This is a genomic window from Azospirillum sp. SYSU D00513 (genome assembly GCF_017356015.1).
Classification (GTDB): Bacteria; Pseudomonadota; Alphaproteobacteria; order Azospirillales; family Azospirillaceae; genus Azospirillum.
The window spans coordinates 59,016-78,020 of sequence record NZ_JAFIQV010000002.1 but is presented as its reverse complement, the minus strand read 5'-3'; the positions used below and the strand labels follow the sequence as shown (position 1 = coordinate 78,020).

The 19,005-nt window shown below is 71.1% G+C and carries 17 protein-coding genes and 1 tRNA gene; 12 read left to right on the top strand and 6 right to left on the bottom strand.

Annotated elements, in window-relative coordinates:
- The first annotated feature begins 118 nt into the window (after positions 1 to 118).
- From rph to JUB11_RS01770, 4 genes are read left to right on the top strand one after another with little or no spacing between them, the layout of a single operon-like run.
- On the top strand, positions 119 to 838 hold the full coding sequence (gene rph, locus JUB11_RS01785) for a ribonuclease PH (protein ID WP_207455684.1): 720 nt from the start codon (positions 119 to 121) through the stop codon (positions 836 to 838).
- Between the two features lie 54 nt (positions 839 to 892).
- Positions 893 to 1,498 carry an RdgB/HAM1 family non-canonical purine NTP pyrophosphatase gene (gene rdgB, locus JUB11_RS01780; protein WP_207455682.1) on the top strand — a complete coding sequence of 202 codons (606 nt, stop codon included), beginning with the start codon at positions 893 to 895 and terminating at the stop codon, positions 1,496 to 1,498.
- A complete protein-coding gene (gene hemW / locus JUB11_RS01775) occupies positions 1,486 to 2,652 on the top strand; it encodes a radical SAM family heme chaperone HemW (RefSeq protein ID WP_207455681.1) in 1,167 nt (388 codons plus the stop codon). The genes rdgB and hemW overlap by 13 nt, the downstream gene beginning before the upstream one ends.
- 25 nt (positions 2,653 to 2,677) lie before the next feature.
- Positions 2,678 to 3,178: a dihydrofolate reductase gene (locus JUB11_RS01770; RefSeq protein WP_207455680.1), complete on the top strand. Its 501-nt coding sequence runs from the start codon at positions 2,678 to 2,680 to the stop codon at positions 3,176 to 3,178.
- A 93-nt stretch (positions 3,179 to 3,271) separates the two neighbouring features.
- Here JUB11_RS01770 and JUB11_RS01765 read toward each other — a convergent pair whose 3' ends face one another.
- Positions 3,272 to 4,447 carry a penicillin-binding protein activator gene (locus JUB11_RS01765; RefSeq protein WP_348771335.1) on the bottom strand — a complete coding sequence of 392 codons (1,176 nt, stop codon included), beginning with the start codon at positions 4,445 to 4,447 and terminating at the stop codon, positions 3,272 to 3,274.
- Between the two features lie 104 nt (positions 4,448 to 4,551).
- Here JUB11_RS01765 and rsmI point away from each other — a divergent pair, with 104 nt between their 5' ends.
- The 4 genes from rsmI (at position 4,552) to gshB (ending at position 7,741) form a co-directional block, all read left to right on the top strand.
- Positions 4,552 to 5,406 (top strand): 16S rRNA (cytidine(1402)-2'-O)-methyltransferase, encoded by an 855-nt coding sequence (gene rsmI / locus JUB11_RS01760; RefSeq protein ID WP_207455678.1) that lies wholly within the window; start codon positions 4,552 to 4,554, stop codon positions 5,404 to 5,406.
- The gene (locus JUB11_RS01755; protein ID WP_207455677.1) at positions 5,403 to 5,771 is read left to right on the top strand and encodes a YraN family protein; all 369 of its coding nucleotides are present in this window, start codon (positions 5,403 to 5,405) and stop codon (positions 5,769 to 5,771) included. Before rsmI ends, JUB11_RS01755 begins: the two co-directional genes overlap by 4 nt.
- 136 nt (positions 5,772 to 5,907) lie before the next feature.
- Complete coding sequence (locus tag JUB11_RS01750; protein ID WP_207455676.1) at positions 5,908 to 6,738, top strand: transglutaminase-like domain-containing protein; 831 nt, start codon at positions 5,908 to 5,910, stop codon at positions 6,736 to 6,738.
- Positions 6,739 to 6,796: 58 nt separating this feature from the next.
- Positions 6,797 to 7,741: a glutathione synthase gene (gene gshB, locus JUB11_RS01745; RefSeq protein ID WP_207455674.1), complete on the top strand. Its 945-nt coding sequence runs from the start codon at positions 6,797 to 6,799 to the stop codon at positions 7,739 to 7,741.
- A 74-nt stretch (positions 7,742 to 7,815) separates the two neighbouring features.
- Here the strand turns inward: gshB and JUB11_RS01740 are convergent, their stop codons facing one another.
- The 3 genes from JUB11_RS01740 to murJ all read right to left on the bottom strand — a co-directional run bounded on the left by JUB11_RS01740 (position 7,816) and on the right by murJ (position 11,142).
- On the bottom strand, positions 7,816 to 8,433 hold the full coding sequence (locus JUB11_RS01740; RefSeq protein WP_207455672.1) for a pyrrolidone-carboxylate peptidase: 618 nt from the start codon (positions 8,431 to 8,433) through the stop codon (positions 7,816 to 7,818).
- Between the two features lie 43 nt (positions 8,434 to 8,476).
- Positions 8,477 to 9,475, bottom strand: coding sequence for a tryptophan--tRNA ligase (gene trpS / locus JUB11_RS01735; protein ID WP_207455670.1), 999 nt, complete (start codon positions 9,473 to 9,475; stop codon positions 8,477 to 8,479).
- 98 nt (positions 9,476 to 9,573) lie between these two features.
- Positions 9,574 to 11,142, bottom strand: a complete 1,569-nt coding sequence (gene murJ, locus JUB11_RS01730; RefSeq protein WP_207455992.1) for a murein biosynthesis integral membrane protein MurJ — start codon at positions 11,140 to 11,142, stop codon at positions 9,574 to 9,576.
- 208 nt (positions 11,143 to 11,350) lie between these two features.
- Between murJ and JUB11_RS01725 the strand changes: the two genes are divergently transcribed.
- Positions 11,351 to 13,888 (top strand): ATP-binding protein, encoded by a 2,538-nt coding sequence (locus JUB11_RS01725; RefSeq protein WP_247886780.1) that lies wholly within the window; start codon positions 11,351 to 11,353, stop codon positions 13,886 to 13,888.
- A gap of 186 nt (positions 13,889 to 14,074) precedes the next feature.
- Entirely contained in the window at positions 14,075 to 15,454 is a 1,380-nt protein-coding gene (locus JUB11_RS32585) for a plasmid pRiA4b ORF-3 family protein (RefSeq protein WP_247886779.1), read from the top strand.
- Between the two features lie 147 nt (positions 15,455 to 15,601).
- Here JUB11_RS32585 and JUB11_RS01715 read toward each other — a convergent pair whose 3' ends face one another.
- Positions 15,602 to 15,931 (bottom strand): hypothetical protein, encoded by a 330-nt coding sequence (locus JUB11_RS01715; RefSeq protein ID WP_207455668.1) that lies wholly within the window; start codon positions 15,929 to 15,931, stop codon positions 15,602 to 15,604.
- A 272-nt stretch (positions 15,932 to 16,203) separates the two neighbouring features.
- Positions 16,204 to 16,279, bottom strand: a tRNA-Ala gene (locus tag JUB11_RS01710).
- Between the two features lie 204 nt (positions 16,280 to 16,483).
- On the opposite strand from JUB11_RS01710, the gene JUB11_RS01705 reads away from it, so the two are divergent.
- On the top strand, positions 16,484 to 17,509 hold the full coding sequence (locus JUB11_RS01705) for a lysylphosphatidylglycerol synthase transmembrane domain-containing protein (protein ID WP_207455666.1): 1,026 nt from the start codon (positions 16,484 to 16,486) through the stop codon (positions 17,507 to 17,509).
- A 26-nt stretch (positions 17,510 to 17,535) separates the two neighbouring features.
- Entirely contained in the window at positions 17,536 to 18,999 is a 1,464-nt protein-coding gene (locus tag JUB11_RS01700; protein ID WP_207455664.1) for a glycosyltransferase, read from the top strand.
- The last annotated feature ends 6 nt before the right edge of the window (positions 19,000 to 19,005 follow it).

The window sequence follows — 19,005 nt, the reverse complement described above, 5'->3', positions numbered from 1 at the left end:
GCGCGGCGGAAGAGGAAGTGAAAGCCCTTTCCCCGTGAGACCCCGGCCAAGACCCTGGACGGCGGGGGCGTTCGCCGTTAGCTTGCGGCCCTTTTCAACAGACCCGCGGGTGAATTCCATGCGTCCGTCCGGCCGCGCCAACGACCAGCTGCGCAGCATTTCGCTGGAACCCGGCTTCAGCAAGCACGCCGAGGGCTCCTGCATGGTGCGGTTCGGCGACACGCACGTGCTGTGCACCGCCAGCGTGGACGAGGGCGTGCCGCGCTTCCTGAAGAACACGGGCCTGGGCTGGGTCACCGCCGAATACGGCATGCTGCCGCGCTCGACCCATTCGCGCACTGACCGCGAGGCGGCGCGGGGCAAGCAGTCCGGCCGCACGCAGGAGATCCAGCGGCTGATCGGCCGGGCGCTCCGCGCCGTCACCGACCGTTCCGCCATGGGCGAGAAGCAGATCAAGATCGACTGCGACGTCATCCAGGCCGACGGCGGCACCCGCACCGCCGCCATCACCGGCAGCTTCGTGGCGCTCCATCTCGCCTTCCAGCACCTGATGCGGATCGGTGCCCTGAAGACGATGCCCTTGGCCGACCATGTCGCCGCCGTCTCCTGCGGCCTGCACCAGGGCGCCGCCGTGCTCGACCTCGACTACGCCGAGGACAGCAAGGCCGGGGCCGACGCCAATTTCGTGCTGACCGGCCGGGGCGGCATCGTGGAGATCCAGGGCACCGCCGAGGACCGCCCCTTCAGCGAGGCGCAGTTCCTGGAGCTGCTGGCGCTGGCCCGCAAGGGCATCGGCGAGCTGGTGGAATTGCAGAAGGCCGCCATCGGCGCGAAATAAGGCCGGCCCTTCCCTCAACGATCCGCTCAACCCCGAACCCGCGAGGTCAGACCCATGCCCGACGGCACCCCCCGCCGCTTCACCGGCGACGCTCTCGTCATCGCCAGCCACAACGCCGGCAAGGTGCGGGAGTTCGCCGACCTGCTCGGCCCCTATGTCAGGAGCTTCACCTCGGCCGGCCAGCTCGGCCTGCCGGAGCCCGAGGAGACGGGGACCAGCTTCGTCGAGAACGCGGAGCTGAAGGCGCGCGCCACGGCCGCCGCCGGCCATGTCGCCCTGTCCGACGACAGCGGGCTGGTGGTGCCGGCGCTGGGCGGCGACCCCGGCATCTATTCGGCGCGCTGGGCCGGCCCGTCCAAGGACTTCGCCATGGCCATGCGCAAGGTCGAGGAGGGGCTCGCCGGCGGCAAGGACCGCCGCGCCTATTTCGTCTGTGCCCTCTCCCTCGCCTGGCCGGACGGCCATGTCGAGACGGTGGAGGGGCGCTGCTGGGGCACGCTGGTCTGGCCGCCGCGCGGGGAAAAGGGGTTCGGCTACGACGCGATGTTTAAACCGGACGGCCATGACATCACATTCGGCGAGATGGACCCGGTGAAGAAGCACGAGATGAGCCACCGGGCCGACGCCTTCCGCCAGCTTGTGGACCGATGCTTCAAGTGATTCCGGATCCCGGTTTCGGGATCTACGTGCACTGGCCCTTCTGCAAGGCCAAATGCCCCTACTGCGACTTCAACAGCCATGTGCGCGAGCGGGTCGAGCATGACCGCTGGCGCGCGGCGCTGCTGCGCGAACTCGACCATTACGCGGATCTCACCCCCGGCCGGATGGTGACCTCGGTCTTCTTCGGCGGAGGCACGCCCTCGCTGATGGAGCCGGCGACCGTCGGCGCCCTGCTGGAGCGCATCGCCGCGCGCTGGCCGGTCGCCGACCGGCTGGAGGTGACGCTGGAGGCCAACCCGACCTCGGTCGAGGCCGGCAAGTTCCGCGCCTTCCGCGCCGCGGGCGTGAACCGCGTCTCGCTCGGCATCCAGGCGCTGGACGACGCCTCGCTGAAGTTCCTCGGGCGCCAGCACAACGCGGCGGAGGCGACCGGCGCCATCGAACTGGCGGCGAACAGCTTCGACCGCTTCTCCTTCGACCTGATCTACGCCCGCCCCGGCCAGACCGTCGCCGCCTGGGAGGCGGAGCTGACCCGCGCGCTGGATTACGCGGTCGGCCACCTGTCGGTCTATCAGCTCACCATCGAGGAGGGGACGGCCTTCTTCCCGCTGCACGCGCGGGGCGAGCTGGTGCTGCCCGACGAGGACCTGGCCGGCGACCTGTACGAGGCGACCCAAACGCTTCTAAACGCGGCCGGACTGCCGGCCTACGAGATTTCGAACCACGCCCGGCCGGGCGAGGAGAGCCGGCACAACCTGACCTACTGGCGCTACGGCGACTATGCCGGGATCGGTCCCGGCGCGCATGGACGGCTGACGCTCGACGGGCGCAAGCTCGCCACCCGCGCCCACCGCGCGCCGGAGATCTGGATGGAGCGCGTCGAGCGCGATGGCCACGGCGCCGCCGAGCCGGAGCCCATCGACCGCGCCGCGCGCGGGTCGGAGCTGCTGATGATGGGGCTGCGGCTGGCCGAGGGCGTGCCGCTCGCCCGCATCCGCGAGGAGACCGGCCGTGACCTGACGGAGTTCACCGACCCGGCCGGCGTGAAGCGCCTCGTCGAGGGCGGCTTCCTGGAGATCGGCGACGGCACGTTGCGCGCGACGCACGAAGGGCGGCAGCGGTTGAACGCGGTGCTGGCGGCCCTGCTCGCCTGACCGTCACGGCAAGGGGAGAAACGGCATGCGGATCAGCCTCGTGGTGGCGGCGGCGCGCAACGGCGTGATCGGCCGCGAGGGCACGCTCCCCTGGAGCCTGCCGGGCGACCTGAAGCGCTTCAAGGAGCTGACCATGGGCAAGCCCATGCTGATGGGCCGGCGCACTTGGGAGTCGCTGCCCCGCCGCCCCCTGCCCGGCCGCGTCCATCATGTGGTGAGCCGCGGTACGCCGCCGGGCGAGCGCGACGGTGCCCACTGGCATGCCAGCCTGTCCGACGCGCTGGCCGCCTGCCGGGCGGCTGGCGTTCCGGAACTCGCGGTCATCGGCGGCGCCGAGGTCTTCCGCGAGACCCTGCCGCTGGCCGACCGGGTCCACCTCACGCGGATCGAACAGGAGGTCCCCGGCGACACCCTGATGCCGCCGCTCGGCGATGGCTGGACCGTCGCCGCCACCGGCCCGCTCCTGCATGAGAACGGGCTGGATTTCCGCTACGTCGATTACGAGCGCGCCGCCCCTCTCTCCTGAAACGCCCGGTTCCTGAAACGGCGATGCCCCTGCCCCGCCGGTGCGGAACAGGGGCATCGAAGGCGCGCGGGTGCTTTCCGCCGCGCGGGGACCCTACTGCCCCAGCACGTCGAAGCTGTTCGGCGCCGGGTCGAGCACGCGGGGGCCGGTGGGGGTGACCTCCATCACGGCGAGGCTGCGTTCGGCGAGCCCGCCCGGGGTCAGCCGGAACAGCCCGTCCACGCCTTCGAAGCCGCCCGGACCCTGGAGAGCGCGCGCCTCGAAGGGGCGCGGGCCGCCGTTCTGGCTCAGCACGGCGGCGATGGCCGTGGCGTCATAGGCCAGCGTGGCGACGCGCGGGGGCCTGGCGCTGTAGAGCGACTCGAAGCGCGCCTCGAAGTCGGCGCGGGTCTGCGGGCTGGGCGCGGCGAACCAGGCGCCGTTCAGGGCGGGCTCCTGGGCGAGTGCCGGCTCGTCCCACAGCCCGGCGCCGAGGAAGCGCACCTGCGCCGGGTCCACCCCGGCGCCGGCGAGCGCGGCCGCGAGCGGCTGCACGCGCGGGCTGACCTCCGCGAGCAGCACCGCCTGCGGCCGGGGGGCCGCCCCGGCGAGCTGCTGCGCCGGTTGGGCGGGGTCGGCGATGGCCGGGTCGTAGCGCTCCACCTGTGCCTGGCCGCCGAGCCGCTGCGCCGTCCCCTGCAGCACCCGCACCACCTGCTCGCCGTAGGGGGAGCGCGGCACCAGCGCCGTGTAGCGGGTGATGCCCTGGGCGCGGGCGTAGCCGACCACCCGCTCGACGTGGTTGGCCGGGGTCAGCCCCAGCACATAGGTGCCGTTGCCCGCCAGCGTGGCGTCGTTGGTGAAGGCGAGCACCCCCACCCCGGCGCCCTGGGCGACCGGCTTCACCGCCGCGACCTCCTCGCGGAAGAGCGGGCCGAGGATCAGGGTCGCCCCTTCCGCGGCGGCCTGCCGGGCGGCGTTGGCCGCCCCAGCCGGGGTGCCCTTGGTGTCGCGGGGCAGAAGCTCGAAATTGCTGCCGGCGAGATCGAACAGCGCGAGCTGTGCTGCCTGCAGCATCGGCTCGCCCACCGAGGCGCGCGGGCCGGACAGGGGCAGCAGCAGCGCCACCTTGGTGGGGCGCTGCGCCTCCTGAACGGGTTGAGGCGCTTGTGAAACCGGCGCGGGGACCGTTACAGTCCGCCCGCAGGCGGCCAACAGGCCGACGAACAGCAGGGAGAGGGCGCGGTGCCCCTCCCGACCGCGCGAGAAGGGTGTTGCCAAGCGTGCCACCAATCGTCTCCACATCCGGTCCGGCTTCAGGTGCCGGTGAAGGTAGCGACCCGAGGGCGACAAGTAAATCCGGCCCGAAGCCTCTTAAGGCCGGGCTCTACGTCGTGGCCACCCCGATCGGGAACGCCGCCGACATCACCCTGCGCGCGCTCGACACCCTGCGCGCCGCCGGCGCGGTGGCCTGCGAGGACACGCGGGTGACCGGAAAGCTGATGGGGATCCACGGCATCGACACGCCGCTGGTTTCCTACCACGAGCACAACGCGGCCCGCATGCGGCCGGTCCTGATCGGGCGCATGAAGGCGGGCGAGGCCATCGCGCTGGTCACCGACGCCGGCACGCCGCTGGTCTCCGACCCCGGCTACAAGCTGGTGCGCGAATGCGTGGCCGAGGGGGTGGAGGTCACCACCCTGCCCGGCGCCTCGGCGCCGCTGGCCGCCCTGGTGCTGTCCGGCCTGCCGACCGACCGTTTCCTGTTCGCGGGATTCCTGCCCAACAGGCAGACCGCGCGCCGCGCCGCCATCGGCGAGCTGAAGGGCGTGCCCGCCACGCTGGTCTTCTTCGAATCGCCGCAGCGCCTGCCCGAATCCCTGGCCGACATGGCCGAGCTGCTCGGCCCCCGCGAGGGTGCCGTGGCGCGCGAGCTGACCAAGCTCTATGAGGAGGTGCGGCGCGGCCCCCTGCCCGGCCTCGCCGCCCATTACGCCGAGGCCGGCCCGCCCCGGGGCGAGGTGGTCGTCGTGATCGGCCCGCCGGGTGCCGAGGACACGCCGGGCGAGGCCGACGTGGACGCGCTGCTGCGCGAGGCGCTGTCCCGCCTGTCCGTGCGCGACGCCGCGGCCGACGTCGCCGCCCGCACCGGCCAGCCCAAGCGCGAGGTCTACGCCCGCGCGCTGGAACTGGCGCGGGACGCCGGTCCGGGAGGCGCTTCCGGCGGCGGCGAAGGGGGACGGCGGTGACCAGCGCCCGCGACCACCGCCGCCGCGCCGAGGATTACGGCCGCTACGCCGAGGCGCTGTGCCGGCTGAGCCTGCGGCTGCGCGGCTACCGCATCCTGGCGCAGCGGCTGCGCACCCCCATGGGCGAGATCGACATCGTCGCCCGGCGCGGGGCCACGCTGGCCATCGTCGAGGTGAAGGCGCGCGCCGACTGGGACCGCGCCAACGAGGCGGTCGGCGCCCGCCAGCGCGGCCGGCTGGCCCGCGCGGCGCATGCCTGGCTCGCCGCGAATCCGCGCCATGCAGGCTTGGCCTTGCGCTTCGACGTGATGCTCGTTACCCCTTGGTCCTGGCCGCGCCACCTCCGGGACGCGTGGCGCGCGTGATGCGCCGTGCTGGTCCGCCGGGAACCGGGCGGCCCCCGCGAGCATTGCAGAAGATTGCGGAACATGGTTGCCGCCCGGCGGTCCCGAAGGCGCCGACACAGCCATGCCGAGTCCGCCAGGAAGAAGGACGCCAACCTTGACCAGCCTCGCCGAAGCACGGGACATCCTGCGCCGCGTCGGGCAGCAGCCGGACCACGAGATCGACGTCGCCGAGACGGCGCTGGCGCTGGGCGTGCTGGACCGGCCGGGCACGGACCTCGACGCCTACCGCCGCCACCTCGACGCCATCGCCCGCGACATGCAGGAGCGCGCGCCCGGCGTGGACGACCTGCGCGAGCGCATCGCGCTGCTGCGCGCGGTGATCATCGAGCGGCACGGCTATTCCGGCGACCACGACACCTACGACGACCTGCAGAACGCCAACATGCTGCGCGTCATCGACCGGCGGCGCGGCCTGCCGGTGGCGCTCGGCATCCTCTTCCTGCACGCCGCCCGCGCCGCGACATGGGAGATCACCGGGCTGAACTTCCCCGGCCATTTCCTGCTGCGCATGGACCATGAGGGCGAGCGCTTCATCCTCGACCCCTTCAACGAGGGGCAGGTGCGCACGGTCATGGAGCTGCGCGACCTGCTGAAGGCGACCGCCGGCTCGGCCGCGGAGCTGGAGCCCGCCCACTACCAGCCGGTGACGAACCGCGACGTGCTGCTGCGGCTCCAGAACAACATCAAGCTGCGCCACCTCTCCTCCCACGAGGTGCCGAAGGCCTTGAAGGTGCTGGAGACGATGCGCCTCTTCGCGCCGGACGAGCCGTCGCTGTGGCGCGAGACCGGCCTGCTGGAAGCCCACGCCGGCAACCTGACCGACGCCATCAAGGCGCTGGAGATCTTCTTGGCGCTGGCCGACACCGACCACCACCGCCACCAGGCGGCCTCGCTGATCCAGCAGCTGAAGAACCGACTGAACTGACGCCGCCCGCCGGCAAGCCCCGTCTCCCACGCGACCCGAACCGAAAGACGCCCGACCGATGAGCCTCGCTGTCGCCTTCCAGATGGACCCGATCGAATCCATCAACATCGACACGGATTCCAGCTTCATGATGGCGCTGGAGGCGCAGAAGCGCGGCCACAGGCTCTACCACTACCACCCGCGCGACCTGGCCCTGAACGGCAACCGTCTGAGCGCGCGGGTGCGGGAGATGACCGTCGTCCGGCAGAAGGGCGCTCACTACACGCTGGGCGAGCCGCGGCTGACGGACCTCACGGAGATGGACGTGATCCTGATGCGGCAGGATCCCCCCTTCGACATGAACTACATCACCGCCACCCACCTGCTGGAGCATGTCCAGCCCAAGGTGCTGGTGCTGAACGACCCTGCCGAGGTGCGCAATGCGCCGGAGAAGCTGTTCATCACGCGCTTCCCCGACCTGATGCCGCCGACGCTGATCACCAGCGACAAGCAGGCCATCCTGGACTTCCGCGCCGAGCACAAGGACATCATCGTCAAGCCGCTGTTCGGCAACGGCGGCGCCGGCGTCTTCCACCTGAAGCCCGATGACGAGAATCTGGGCTCGCTGCTGGAGCTGTTCGGCCAGCTCTACCGCGAGCCGGTGATCGCGCAGAAATACCTGCCGGAGATCCGCCAGGGCGACAAGCGCATCATCCTGATCGACGGCGAGCCGGTGGGTGCCGTCAGCCGCATGCCCCTGCAGGGCGAGGCCCGCGCCAACTTCCACGCCGGCGGCAGCGCCCAGAAGACCACCCTGACCGAGCGCGAGCGCGCGATCTGCACGGCCATCGGCCCGACCCTGCGCGAGAAGAACTTGGTCTTCGTCGGCATCGACGTGATCGGCGACTACATGACGGAGATCAACGTCACCTCGCCCACGGGCATCCAGGAGATCAACCGGCTGGACGGCGTCCAGCTGGAATCCCTCCTCTGGGACGCCATCGAACGCCGCCGCGCCGGTTGACCCGGCCGGCGTTTAGGGGCGTTTAAGTTTCCCTCTCTCCACCGGGAAGAAGGAAACCAAGCTGCCCTGGATCGTCAGCCCACCGCCGCCAGACCGCGCCGCAGCAGGTCCAGCACCGTGCGCACCGCCAGTTCCTGGCGGTCGAGCGGCAGGCCTCGGCGGCCGGGTTCGCCTTCGACCATGTGGGGCAGGGGCGGCATGTGGATGAAGCCCATGGGAAGGTCGAGGCCTTCGGTCTCGATCAGGTGGCGCGCCCGGTAGAAGAGGTGGTTGCAGACATAGCCGCCCGCGAAGTCGCTGAAGGTGGCGGGCAGGCCGGCGGCACCCAGCGCCTGGACCAGCGCCGGCACCGGCAGGCCGGAGCCGTAGGCCGTCTCGCCGCCCTCCACGATGGCGAGGTCGTCGCGCACCAGCCCGGCGTTGTCGGGGTGGGGGCTCTCGTCGCGGTTCCAGGCGATACGCTCGATCTGGATGAAGTCGCTGCGCGCCGCCAGCCCGAAGCAGACGGCGGCGGCCGGCTCGTGCCGCCGGACCAGCTCGGCGAAGAGGTCGCCGCAGGCGCCGTATTCGACGGGAACCACGGCGGTGACGACCCCCGGCTCCCCGGACAGCCGCTCCATCAGCAGGGCCGTCGGGTTGACGCCGTGCGGCCCGAAGGGCTGGAAGCCGGTGAGCAGGATGGTGTGCGTCACGCGCGGGTGCCTCGCCGGAGGTCCGGAGGGGAAGGGCAGGGGATCAGGGCCGCAGCAGGCCGATGATGTCCTTGACCTCGTTCAGGTTCTTCTCGGCGATGGCGGCGGCGCGCTCGCCGCCCTTGCGCAGCAGCCGGTCGATCTCCGCCTTGTCGGCCAGCAGCTCCTTCATGCGGCTCGTCATCGGCGCCAGCTTCTCGACCGCGAGATCGACCAGCGAGCCCTTGAAGGCGGAGAACTGGGCGCCCGCGAACTGGCCCAGCACCTGCTCGCGGCTCTGGCCGGCAAGCGCCGCGTAGATCGTGACGAGGTTGTCGGCCTCCGCGCGCTTCTCCAGCTCCTCCACCGTCTCGGGCAGGGGCTCCGGGTCGGTCTTGGCCTTGCGGACCTTCTGCGCGATGGTGTCGGCGTCGTCGGTCATGTTGATGCGCGAATATTCCGACTCGTCCGACTTGCTCATCTTCTTGGTGCCGTCGCGCAAGCTCATCACGCGGGTCGCCTCGCCGAGGATCTGCGGCTCGGGCTGCGGGAAGAACTCCACCTCGTAATGGCGGTTGAAGGCGCCGGCGATGTCGCGGGCCAGCTCCAGATGCTGCTTCTGGTCCTCGCCCACCGGCACGTGCGTCGCCTTGTAGAGCAGGATGTCCGCCGCCATCAGCACCGGGTAGGCGTAGAGGCCGAGATTGGCCATGTCCTTCTGCTTGCCGGCCTTCTCCTTGAACTGCGTCATCCGGTTCAGCCAGCCCAGCGGCGTGTGGCAGGACAGGATCCAGGACAGCTCCGAATGGCCGGACACGAAGGACTGGTTGAAGAGGATGTTCTTCTCCGGGTCGATGCCGGCGGCGATGTAGGCCGCGGCGACCTCGCGGATGTTGTTGCGCAGCACCTCGGGCGGCTGGTCGATGGTCAGCGCGTGCAGGTCGACGACGCAGAAGATGCATTCGTACTGGTTCTGCAGGTCCACCCAGTTCCGCAGTGCCCCCAGATAGTTGCCGAGGTGAAGCTGCCGGGTCGGCTGCATGCCGGAGAAGATGCGGTTCACGGGGGTTCTCGCTCGAAACGTCTGGGAGGCGCGTTTTATCGCCCCCGGCGGTCCCTTGCGTCAAGTTGCGCGGCGGGCGGACCGCCCGCTATTCGGCTTCAGCGCACGGACGCCGGCGATCCGTCGCGGCGCAGGAAGCCCTTGAGGTCCGCCACCGAGGCGCCGCCGAGCAGCTGGGCCAAGCCCGCGAAGGCGAGCGCGCCGGCCCCGACCAGCAGCGCCAGGGCGGCGAAGCGCGGGCCGGAGGAGGGGGCCTGCAGCCAGGGCGCCAGCAGGGCTTCCGCCCCGGCCAGCGCCAGCCCCATGCCGACGGCGGCGATCGCGATGCGCGGCGCGCGGCGCAGCAGCCGCTCGTCCAGCGCCAGCCGGCCGGCCCGCTTCAGTGCCGCGGCGAGCAGGGCCAGGTTCAGCCAGGCGGTCAGCCCCGTGGCCAGCGCGATGCCGACATGGCCCAGCGCCGGCAGCAGGGCCAGCCCCAGCAGCAGCGTCGCCACGGTGACGATGACGGCCACGCGCACCGGGGTGCCGGTGTCCTGCCGGGCGAAGAAGGCGGCGTTCAGCGCCTTGACGATGACGAAGGCGGGGATGCCCAGCGCGTAGGCGCCGAGTGCCGCCGCCGTGGCCCGCGCCTCCACGGGGCCGAAGGCGCCGCGCTCGAACAAGACCGACACGATGGGCAGCCCCGCCACCCCCAGCGCCACCGCCGCCGGCAGGCCGAGCAGCAGGCTGAACTCCAGCGCGCGGCTCAGGTAATAGCGCACCATCCGCTCGTCCCCCGCCGCCGCGAAGCGCGACAGCACCGGCAGCAGCGCGGTGCCGATGGCGATGCCGATGATGCCCAGCGGCATCTGGTTCAGACGGTCCGCGTAATAGAGATAGGACACCGCACCCGAGGGCAGGAGCGAGGCGAGCACCACGTTGAGGAACAGGTTGATCTGCATGACCCCGGCGCCGAGCGCCCCCGGCCCGACCAGCCGGAACAGCCGGCGCACGCGCGGGCTCAGCCGCGGCCGCCGGATCGCGAGCGTCACCCCGGCGGCGCGGCAGGCCCAGCTCATCCAGGCGAGCTGCACGACGCCCGACAGCGTCACCGCCGCAGCCATGGCCCGGCCGGGCTCCAGCCCCAGATGCGGGGCGGCGAGCAGCGCCGCGATGAGCGTCAGGTTGAAGGCGATGGGTGCCGCGGCGAAGGGGCCGAAGCGGTCGAGCGCGTTCAGCACCCCGCCCAGCAGCGCCACCAGCGAGACCAGCGCCAGGTAGGGGAAGGTCAGCCGCGCGAGATCGACGGCCAGTTCGAACTTCGCGGGGTCGTCGGCGAAGCCCGGCGCCAGCCCTCCCATCAGCCAGGGCATGGCCGCGACCGCCAGCACGGTGAAGGGGATCAGCAGCGCCAGCAGCACGGCCATCGCCTCTTCCGCGAAGGCCACGGCGGCGGCGCGCCCGTCCTTTTGTAGGGTCGCCGCGAAGAGCGGCACGAAGGCGACGCCGAAGGCGCCCTCCGCGAAGAGGCGGCGGAAGAAGTTCGGCAGTTTCAGCGCGACGAAGAAGGCGTCGGCGACCGGCCCGGCGCCGAGTAGTGCGGCGGTCAGGATGTCGCGGGCGAAGCCGGCCAGCCGGCTCAGCAGGGTCAGGCCGCCGACGGTGGCGATGGCGCGGGCGAAGCTCATGTCCGGCCCCGTATAGCCGCGCCCGCGCCCGCTGGAAAGCTTGGCGAAGGCCAGCCCGCGCAAGGCCGGCCAAGCCCTGAACTTTTGGGCCGATATAGGACCATCGGCAGATATAACAGCCCGCGCCTTTGAAGAAGTGGTATGAAAAGGGCATTCTGCTCTCCTGGGTTGGCCGGAGGCGGGCGGACGATTGGGCGAGGGCGAGCGATTGGGACGGGTTGCATGGATTCCGCGCCGGCTGGACGCCCGGCTGGTCCTTCCCGGGCTGGCCGTGGCGCTGGCCATCGGGGCGCTCTGGTGGAACCTGCTGGACCGGCTGCACCGCGAGGAGCAGCTTCTCGCCCGCACCGCCCGGCAGAACACCGCCATCGTCGCCCGGCTGGTCGAGGAGCATGCGGTCGCCACCTTCCGGCAGGTCGACGACCTGCTTCTCGACGTCGCCCGCTCCGACCAGCCGAACCTCGCCCAGCGCCTCGACAACCGGCGGGTCTTCGAGGAGGGGGTGGTCACCGCCGTCCGGCTCTACGACGAGCGGGGTGAGCTGCGCGACGCCGCCGGCCACACCTTGGGTGCCGGCCGGGCGCGCGCGTCCGTCGCCACGCGCGAGGAGTTCCTGAGGCACCGCGCCGCCGCGCGGCTGGGGCTGGTCATCGCGCCGGCCCTGTTCGCGGAGGGCACGGAGGAGATCGTGATCCCCGTGTCGCGCCGGATCAGCAGCCCCGACGGCCGCTTCGCCGGCGTCGCCGTCGCCGACATCCCCGCGGGCACCTTCTCGCGCTTCTACGCGATGATCGGCCTGCCGCCGGACAGCTCGGTCTCGCTGCTGCGCGGCGACGGCCAGACGCTCGCCCGCAACGCGCGGCAGGAGGAGACCGTCGGCAAGACCTTCCCGCACCTCATGCTCTGGAACCTGGTGGAGCGGGAGCCCGCCGGCACCTACCGGACCACCAGCCCGGTGGACGGGATCGAGCGCATCCACACCTACCGCCGCGCCGAGAGCTACCCGCTGATCGTGCTGGTGGGGGAGTCGGTGCAGGCCACCTTCGCGGCCTGGCGGGAGAGCGCCCGGCTCTACATCGGCTGGGCCAGCGCCGCGACGGCGGTGATCCTGCTCTTCACCACGGGCTTCCTGATCGAGTTCCAGCGCCGCCGCCGGTCGGAAAGGGCGCTGGGCATCCGCAACCGCGCCATGGCGTCGAGCGGCGACGGCATCCTCGTCGCCGACGCGACCCTGCCCGGAATGCCGATCCTCTACGGCAATCCCGCCATCGAGCGGCTGCTCGGCCTTCCCTTGGCGGAGGTCGCCGGACACGGCGTGCTGCGCGTGCTGGAAGGCCCGCTGCACGACGCCACCGTGCTCGAGCCCCTGCGCGGGGCCATCGCCGCCGGCCAGGATGTGACGGTGGAGTTCCGCAACACCCATCCGGGCGACCGGGCGGGCGACCGGGCGGGCGACCGGGCGGCCGGGCGGCCGGGCGGGGAGGACGCCGAGCGGTGGCTGGAACTCCGCGCCTCGCCCGTCCGCGACGACGGCGGGCGGATGGTCAGCCTCATCGCCATCGTCCGCGACATCTCCGAGCGCAAGCGCAACGAGGCCGAACTGGTCGAGGCGCGGCGCGAGGCGGAACGCGCGAACATCGCCAAATCCACCTTCCTGGCCGCCGCCAGCCACGACCTGCGCCAGCCCGTGCAGTCGCTGCTGCTGCTGCTGGAGGTGCTGTCCAGCCGCACGACCGACGCCGTGTCGCGCAACGTGCTGGGCACCATGGACCGGGCGCTCGGCGCCCTGAAGATGCTGCTGGACGGGCTGCTCGACGTGTCGCGGCTGGACGCCGGGGCGGTGGAGCCGGAGCCCCGGGTCTTCCCCGTGTCGGAGCTGCTGGAGCGCGTCGCCGCCAACTCCCGTCCGGTGGCGCTGCGCAAGGAGCTGATCCTGCACATCGTGCCCTGCTCGGCCCATGTGCACAGCGACCCGATGCTGCTCGGCCGCATCCTCCAGAATTTCGTCGAGAACGCGCTGCGCTACACCGAGACGGGCCGCATCCTGATCGGCTGCCGGCGCGCCGGCGGCTTCCTGAGGCTGGAGGTGTGGGACACCGGCATCGGCATCCCAGCCGACCGGCAGGAGGACATCTTCCAGGAGTTCGTCCAGGTCGGCAACGCCAGCCGCAACCGCGACCAGGGGCTGGGGCTCGGTCTGGCGGTGGTGCGCCGCCTCGCCCAGATGATGGGCCACACCGTGGCCCTGCGCTCCGAGCCCGGCCGGGGATCCGTCTTTTCGGTGCTGGTCCCGCTGGCCGAGGCGCCGCCCGCGGCACCGGAGCCCGTCCCCCAGGCCGAGCCGGCGCGGGCTCCGTCCGCCACCGTTCTGGTGGTCGAGGACGACGTCATCGTGCGCGAGGGCATGCGCGCCATGCTGCGCGAATGGGGGCACGACGTGCTGGTCGCGGACGGGCGCGCCGCCGCCCTGCGGCTGGGCCGCCAGAACGGCGGCCCGGACATCGTCGTCACCGACTACCGCCTGCAGGACGGCGAGACCGGGACCGAGGTCATCCGCGAGCTGCGCCGCGCGCTCGGCCGCCCCGTCCCCAGCATCCTCGTCACCGGCGACACCGCCCCCGAACGCCTCCAGGAGGGCGAGGCCGGCAACTTCCGCGTCCTGCACAAGCCCGTCGCCTCGGGCGAACTGCGCCGCGCCATCGCCGACGCGCTGGCCGGGGCCCGCGCGGGCGAGGTGGTGGGGTAGGGTCTGAAGTCAACGGAGGACGGCGGCAGACGAAGCGGTGCCGAGTTCCCTGCCGGGGAGCGGGCATAGGGAAGGCCGTTGTGACACCCGGCCGATCCGCTTGCTGTCCCCGCCGGTTGCCTGTAGGCAACGATTTTGAAGGCAACCGGAACTTGGCGGTTGCGAGCTCGGAAGGCAGGAAACCCCATGGGAAGCGTCGCCGACAAGATCGCCAGGAAGGTGGCGACCCAGATCCGGTCGAATGTGATCGATCTGTGCGAATTCCGGGCGGGCCGGGAACTTGCCCATGAGGCCGGCCTCGACGGCAGCCGGTTCAGGGAGCTCATCGAACAGGGCTACGATCCCGCCTTCGCCTTCTACGCCCAGGGGCTGAGGCTGGTGTCCCTGTTCGCCGAGGCGATCTCCGCCATGCCCGAGGCGAAGGGGTACGTCAAGGCCCTGGTGAAGGCGGAGAACGAGTACATGCCGGAAGGGCCTCCGATCAGCCCTCTCACGGCGAGCCATTTCAACATGTGGGCCTTTTTCGACCTCCAGTTCGGGTCGAGCCGGGAAACCATCGGGACCTGCATCCTGCGGGTGACGGAGACCGTCGGCATGCCGGCCTGGATCGCCGGCATCGTCCGGCCGATGCAGGACTCCCGCATGGGGTTCTACCTCCATATGGGCCTGGATGGCCCGCTGGTGCTGCTGAAGGACATCGTGACCCAGGACATCCTGCGGTGCCACTCGGCCACGGGTTATGTCGGGGAACGCGGCCAACTCTGGTACACACGCCTGCTGCCGCCGCCCGTCCTGGACATCGGCCACCATGTGGTCATCACCACGCCCTACGTGGTTCTGGACGGAACGGAACAGCGGTTCCTGGATTACATCGGGCGCGAGGTCGCCCGGATGGCCGCGTCCGGCGGGCGGAAGGCGGCGGACGCGGAAACCCTGTTGAAACACGGCCCGACCATCAATTATTGGAACGAGTATATCTTCCAGGCCTATTCCAATCACCGGAGCGACGCCATCTTCCTGGCCGGCGTTCCCGACCTTCGGGAGAGTCTGCCGCACGCTCCGCACGAAGAGCCTCCGCACCGGCAAGGGAGCAACGCCAGGGCCGGAGCCGCCACTCACATCGTCCGGGCCGCCCTTCGGCCCAAGCTCTACCGCGACATCGAGATCCCGAGCGACCGTTCTCTCCACGACCTCGCCGCGGCGATCATCCGGGCCTATGGCTTCGACCTGGATCATGCCTTTGGCTTCTTCCCCAAGCTGACGGGCAACATCTTCACCGCCAAGCCCCGGTACGAGCTTTTCGCCGACATGGCCGAAGGCGAGGCTGAAGACTCCCTGAGCGTCAACAAGACGACGGTGGCCCAGGCGTTCCCGAAGGTGGGGAAGGCGATGACCTTCCTGTTCGACTATGGGGACGAATGGCGTTTCCGCGTCGAGGTCCTGGCTCGCGGCGAGCGGGAGCCACGCAAGCGCTACCCCAAGGTGATCGCGTCGGTCGGCAAGGCCCCGCCACAGTATCCGGACCCCGACGAAGATCTCGATGACGACATCGACGACGAGGAATGAGCCGTCCAGCCCGCCGCAGCCCGGCTGTCGGAACGCCGCCTTGAACATCTGCGGCCAGCCAGCCCGTCCGGCATGAAACAAGGGCCTCGGCCTTCACGTGGAGCTGGCGGCATCCCGGATGCGGATACCGAGCGGTTCGCCGCCGCTTCACCCCTTGCCCTGTTTCTTGAGCTTCTTGATCCGGTGCTTCTGGTAGCGGGCCACCTCCGCGGCCAAGGGATTGGTGGGTGGAAGCAGCAGATGGGTCAGGGAGGCCAGAAGCCGCTCTTTTCCGCCTCCCGGATCAAGATGGCAGACGATCCCACCCTCGTCGCCGAGGTACGACAGCTGAGTGACGCGGTGGCGGCCCTGTCCGTCCACGCCAGCGGCGCTGGTTTGCAGATGCTTGGCCAGCATCGGGGTGAGCCGGACCTCGAAGGGGAGGGCGGCCTTCAAGGCCAGGAGCAAACGATCGGTTTTCTCGGGATCATCCAGCATCACCACATCTCCGTATGACCTGGGAGCAACGGCAATGTCCGGCGGCACGTCGCGCTCGATGCCCGCGCATCAGCAAGACCAGAGACCGACCGGAAGCGTTCCTGACAAATCGCTTCTTCGGAACCCTTCACGCGCCGGCTCCATGAAACAGCGGGTTTCGGGCGCGAGGGGAGCGATCAGGCTGCCGTAGCGTGCGGCAAGGGATGGCACGCCAGGAGGATTCAGCGCATTCCGGGCGAATTCCGGCGTCACATCGGCGTCTTGAGGATTGTTGGTGGAGCCGAGGAGGATCGAACTCCCGACCTACGCATTGCGAACGCGTCGCTCTCCCAGCTGAGCTACGGCCCCACGTCGCCACTTCCGGCGTGGCGCGGATAATCGCGCAGACGCGCGCGGGCTGTCAAGACCCCCGGTCCGCCGTTCCAGCCAGCCGCACGCCCGGGCCGGGGAAGGAGCCGGGCGGCGAAAGACAGTGACTTTGACGGGGGCAGCGACTAGCTTGCACGACCGAACCCCGAACGCCCCACCTTAGGTGAACACCGGCCGTTGACGATGCACGACACCGACGCCTTGGCGGCCCGGGATTTTCGGCCGGGCTTTCCGGCCGGCGGGACGCCCGCGCGGTATCTGCCGCTGGCCTTGAAGGCCGCCGTCACCGTTACGGTCCTCGTCCTGCTGCTGTCCCGCGCCGACTGGCCGGGTTTGGCCGCGCGGCTGTCCGGCGCCTCGCCCGGGCTGCTGCTTCTCGCCTTCGCGCTGAACGTGGCGAGCGTGCTGCTGGCGGCGGAACGCTGGCTCTGGGCGGCCGCCTCGGGCGTGCGCTTCTCCCGCTGGACCGCCTACCGGCTGATGCTGGCCAGCCTCTTCTTCGGCCAGGTGCTGCCGGGCGGGCTGGGCGGCGACGTGGTGCGCGGCTGGCTCGCCCACCGCGCGGGCTGCCCGGCGGCAACGGCGGTGACGGCGGTGGTGCTCGACCGGCTGCTGGCGCTGGCCGGCGTCATCCTCCTTCTCTTCCTCGGCCTGCCGCACCTCATGGCGACGGCGCCCGCGGCGCTGGCCTGGGCGGCGCCCCTGGCGACGCTGGGCCTTGCGCTCGCGGTCGCCCTGGGTCTCCAGGCCGACCGGCTGCCGCTGCCCTCCGCCCTGCGCCGGCCCGCCCTGGAGCGGCCGCTGGCCGAGCTGGCGCGGCTGCGCGCGGCGCTGGCGACGCGGGAGACGGCGCTCGGCTTCCTGTGCAGCGTCGCGGTCCATCTCTGCACCGTGGGCTCGGTCCTGGCCTCGGCCCACGCGCTCGGCGTGCCCCTGTCCGGCTGGGACGCGCTGGCCGTGGTGCCCGCGGCCATCTTCGCCGCGGCCCTGCCGATCTCGCTGAACGGCTGGGGTGCCAGGGAGGGGACGATGGTCGCCGGGCTCGCGCTCTACGGCGTGGGTGCCGGGGAAGCGACGCTGGTGTCGGTCATGATCGGGCTGTCGGTGATGATCGCCACCCTGCCGGGCGGGCTGCTGTGGCTGAGCCTGGACCGCGTGTCCACCGACCGCTCCCTCCCGCCGGCCCACCCGCCCGGCACGAAGCCCTAAGACAAGCCATAAGAACGGCACGAGAGATGATCGAGACGACCGCGGCCCCCACCGGCGGCCCGCTTTCCCCCCGTCAGCAATCCGTGCGCGCGCTCTTCGACGCGCTGGCGCCGGGGATCGACCGCTGGGTGTCCCGGCACCGCGCCTTCCACGAGGCCGACCGCGCCTACCTGCGTTTCCTGGTGCCGGAAGGCGCCAGCGTGCTGGAGGTCGGCTGCGGGGCGGGCGACGTGCTTGCCTTCCTGGCGCCCTCGCGCGGGGTCGGCATCGACCTGTCGCCCCGCATGGTCGAGCGGGCGCGCGTGCGCCATCCCAATCTGGAGTTCCATGTCGGCAACGCCGAGGATCCGGCGGATCTCGCGGCCATCGAGGGGACCTTCGACGTCATCCTGCTGTCGGACACCATCGGCTTCCTCGACGACGCGGAGGAGACGCTGCGGCTGCTGCGGCGCTTCGCGACGCCGCGCACGCGGGTGATCGCCAGCTACCATTCCCGCCTGTGGGAGCCGGTGCTGCGGCTGGCCGAGCGGCTCGGGATGAAGATGCCCCAGGCCCAGCAGAACTGGCTGTCCACCGCCGACACCATGAACCTGATGGAGCTGGCGGGCTGGGAGCCGATCAAGCGCGAGTGGCGCCAGCTGCTGCCGGTCCGGCTGCTCGGGCTCGGCACGCTGGTGAATCGCGTGCTGGCGCCGCTTCCGGGCGTGCGGCGGCTCTGCCTGCGCAACTATGTGGTGGCGCGGCCGGAGCCGGAAGCGGAACTGGTGCCGCCGCCCTCCTGTACCGTGCTGGTCCCCTGCCGGAACGAGCGCGGCAACATCGAGAACGCGATCCTCCGCCTGCCGCGTTTCGCCCCCGACCTGGAGGTGATCTATGTCGAGGGGCACAGCCGCGACGGCACCTACGAGGAATGCCTGCGCGTGCGCGACGCCCATCCGGACTGGGACATCAAGGTCATGCGCCAGCCCGGCAAGGGCAAGGGCGACGCGGTGCGCGCGGGCTTCGCCGCCGCGCGCGGCGAGGTGCTGATGATCCTCGACGCCGACCTCACCGTCCCGCCGGAAAGCCTGCCGAAATTCTACCGCGCCATCGCCTCGGGCCAGGGGGAGTTCGTGAACGGCACCCGGCTGGTCTACCCGATGGCCGGCCAGGCGATGCGCTTCCTGAACCTCATCGCCAACCGCAGCTTCGCGAGCATCTTCTCCTTCCTGCTGAACCAGCGCTTCACCGACACGCTGTGCGGCACCAAGGTGCTTTGGAAGCGCGACTACGAGCAGATCGTGGCGAACCGGCATTATTTCGGCGACTTCGACCCGTTCGGCGATTTCGACCTGATCTTCGGCGCCGCCAAGCTGAACCTGAAGTTCGTCGAGGTGCCGATCCGCTACGCCGACCGCTCCTACGGCGAGACGCAGATCTCCCGCTTCCGCCACGGCGCGCTGCTTGCCCGCATGGTGCTGTTCGCCTGGCGCAAGCTGAAGGCCTTTTGATGCCAG

Excerpts from the sequence above, each read along its gene's own strand:
- rph (WP_207455684.1), top strand. The coding sequence starts at position 119 with ATGCGTCCGTCCGGCCGCGCCAACGACCAGCTGCGCAGCATTTCGCTG.
- rdgB (WP_207455682.1), top strand. The coding sequence starts at position 893 with ATGCCCGACGGCACCCCCCGCCGCTTCACCGGCGACGCTCTCGTCATC.
- hemW (WP_207455681.1), top strand. The coding sequence starts at position 1,486 with ATGCTTCAAGTGATTCCGGATCCCGGTTTCGGGATCTACGTGCACTGG.
- JUB11_RS01770 (WP_207455680.1), top strand. The coding sequence starts at position 2,678 with ATGCGGATCAGCCTCGTGGTGGCGGCGGCGCGCAACGGCGTGATCGGC.
- gshB (WP_207455674.1), top strand. The coding sequence starts at position 6,797 with ATGAGCCTCGCTGTCGCCTTCCAGATGGACCCGATCGAATCCATCAAC.
- murJ (WP_207455992.1), bottom strand. The coding sequence starts at position 11,142 with ATGAGCTTCGCCCGCGCCATCGCCACCGTCGGCGGCCTGACCCTGCTG.
- JUB11_RS32585 (WP_247886779.1), top strand. The coding sequence starts at position 14,075 with ATGGGAAGCGTCGCCGACAAGATCGCCAGGAAGGTGGCGACCCAGATC.
- JUB11_RS01715 (WP_207455668.1), bottom strand. The coding sequence starts at position 15,931 with ATGCTGGATGATCCCGAGAAAACCGATCGTTTGCTCCTGGCCTTGAAG.
- JUB11_RS01705 (WP_207455666.1), top strand. The coding sequence starts at position 16,484 with ATGCACGACACCGACGCCTTGGCGGCCCGGGATTTTCGGCCGGGCTTT.
- JUB11_RS01700 (WP_207455664.1), top strand. The coding sequence starts at position 17,536 with ATGATCGAGACGACCGCGGCCCCCACCGGCGGCCCGCTTTCCCCCCGT.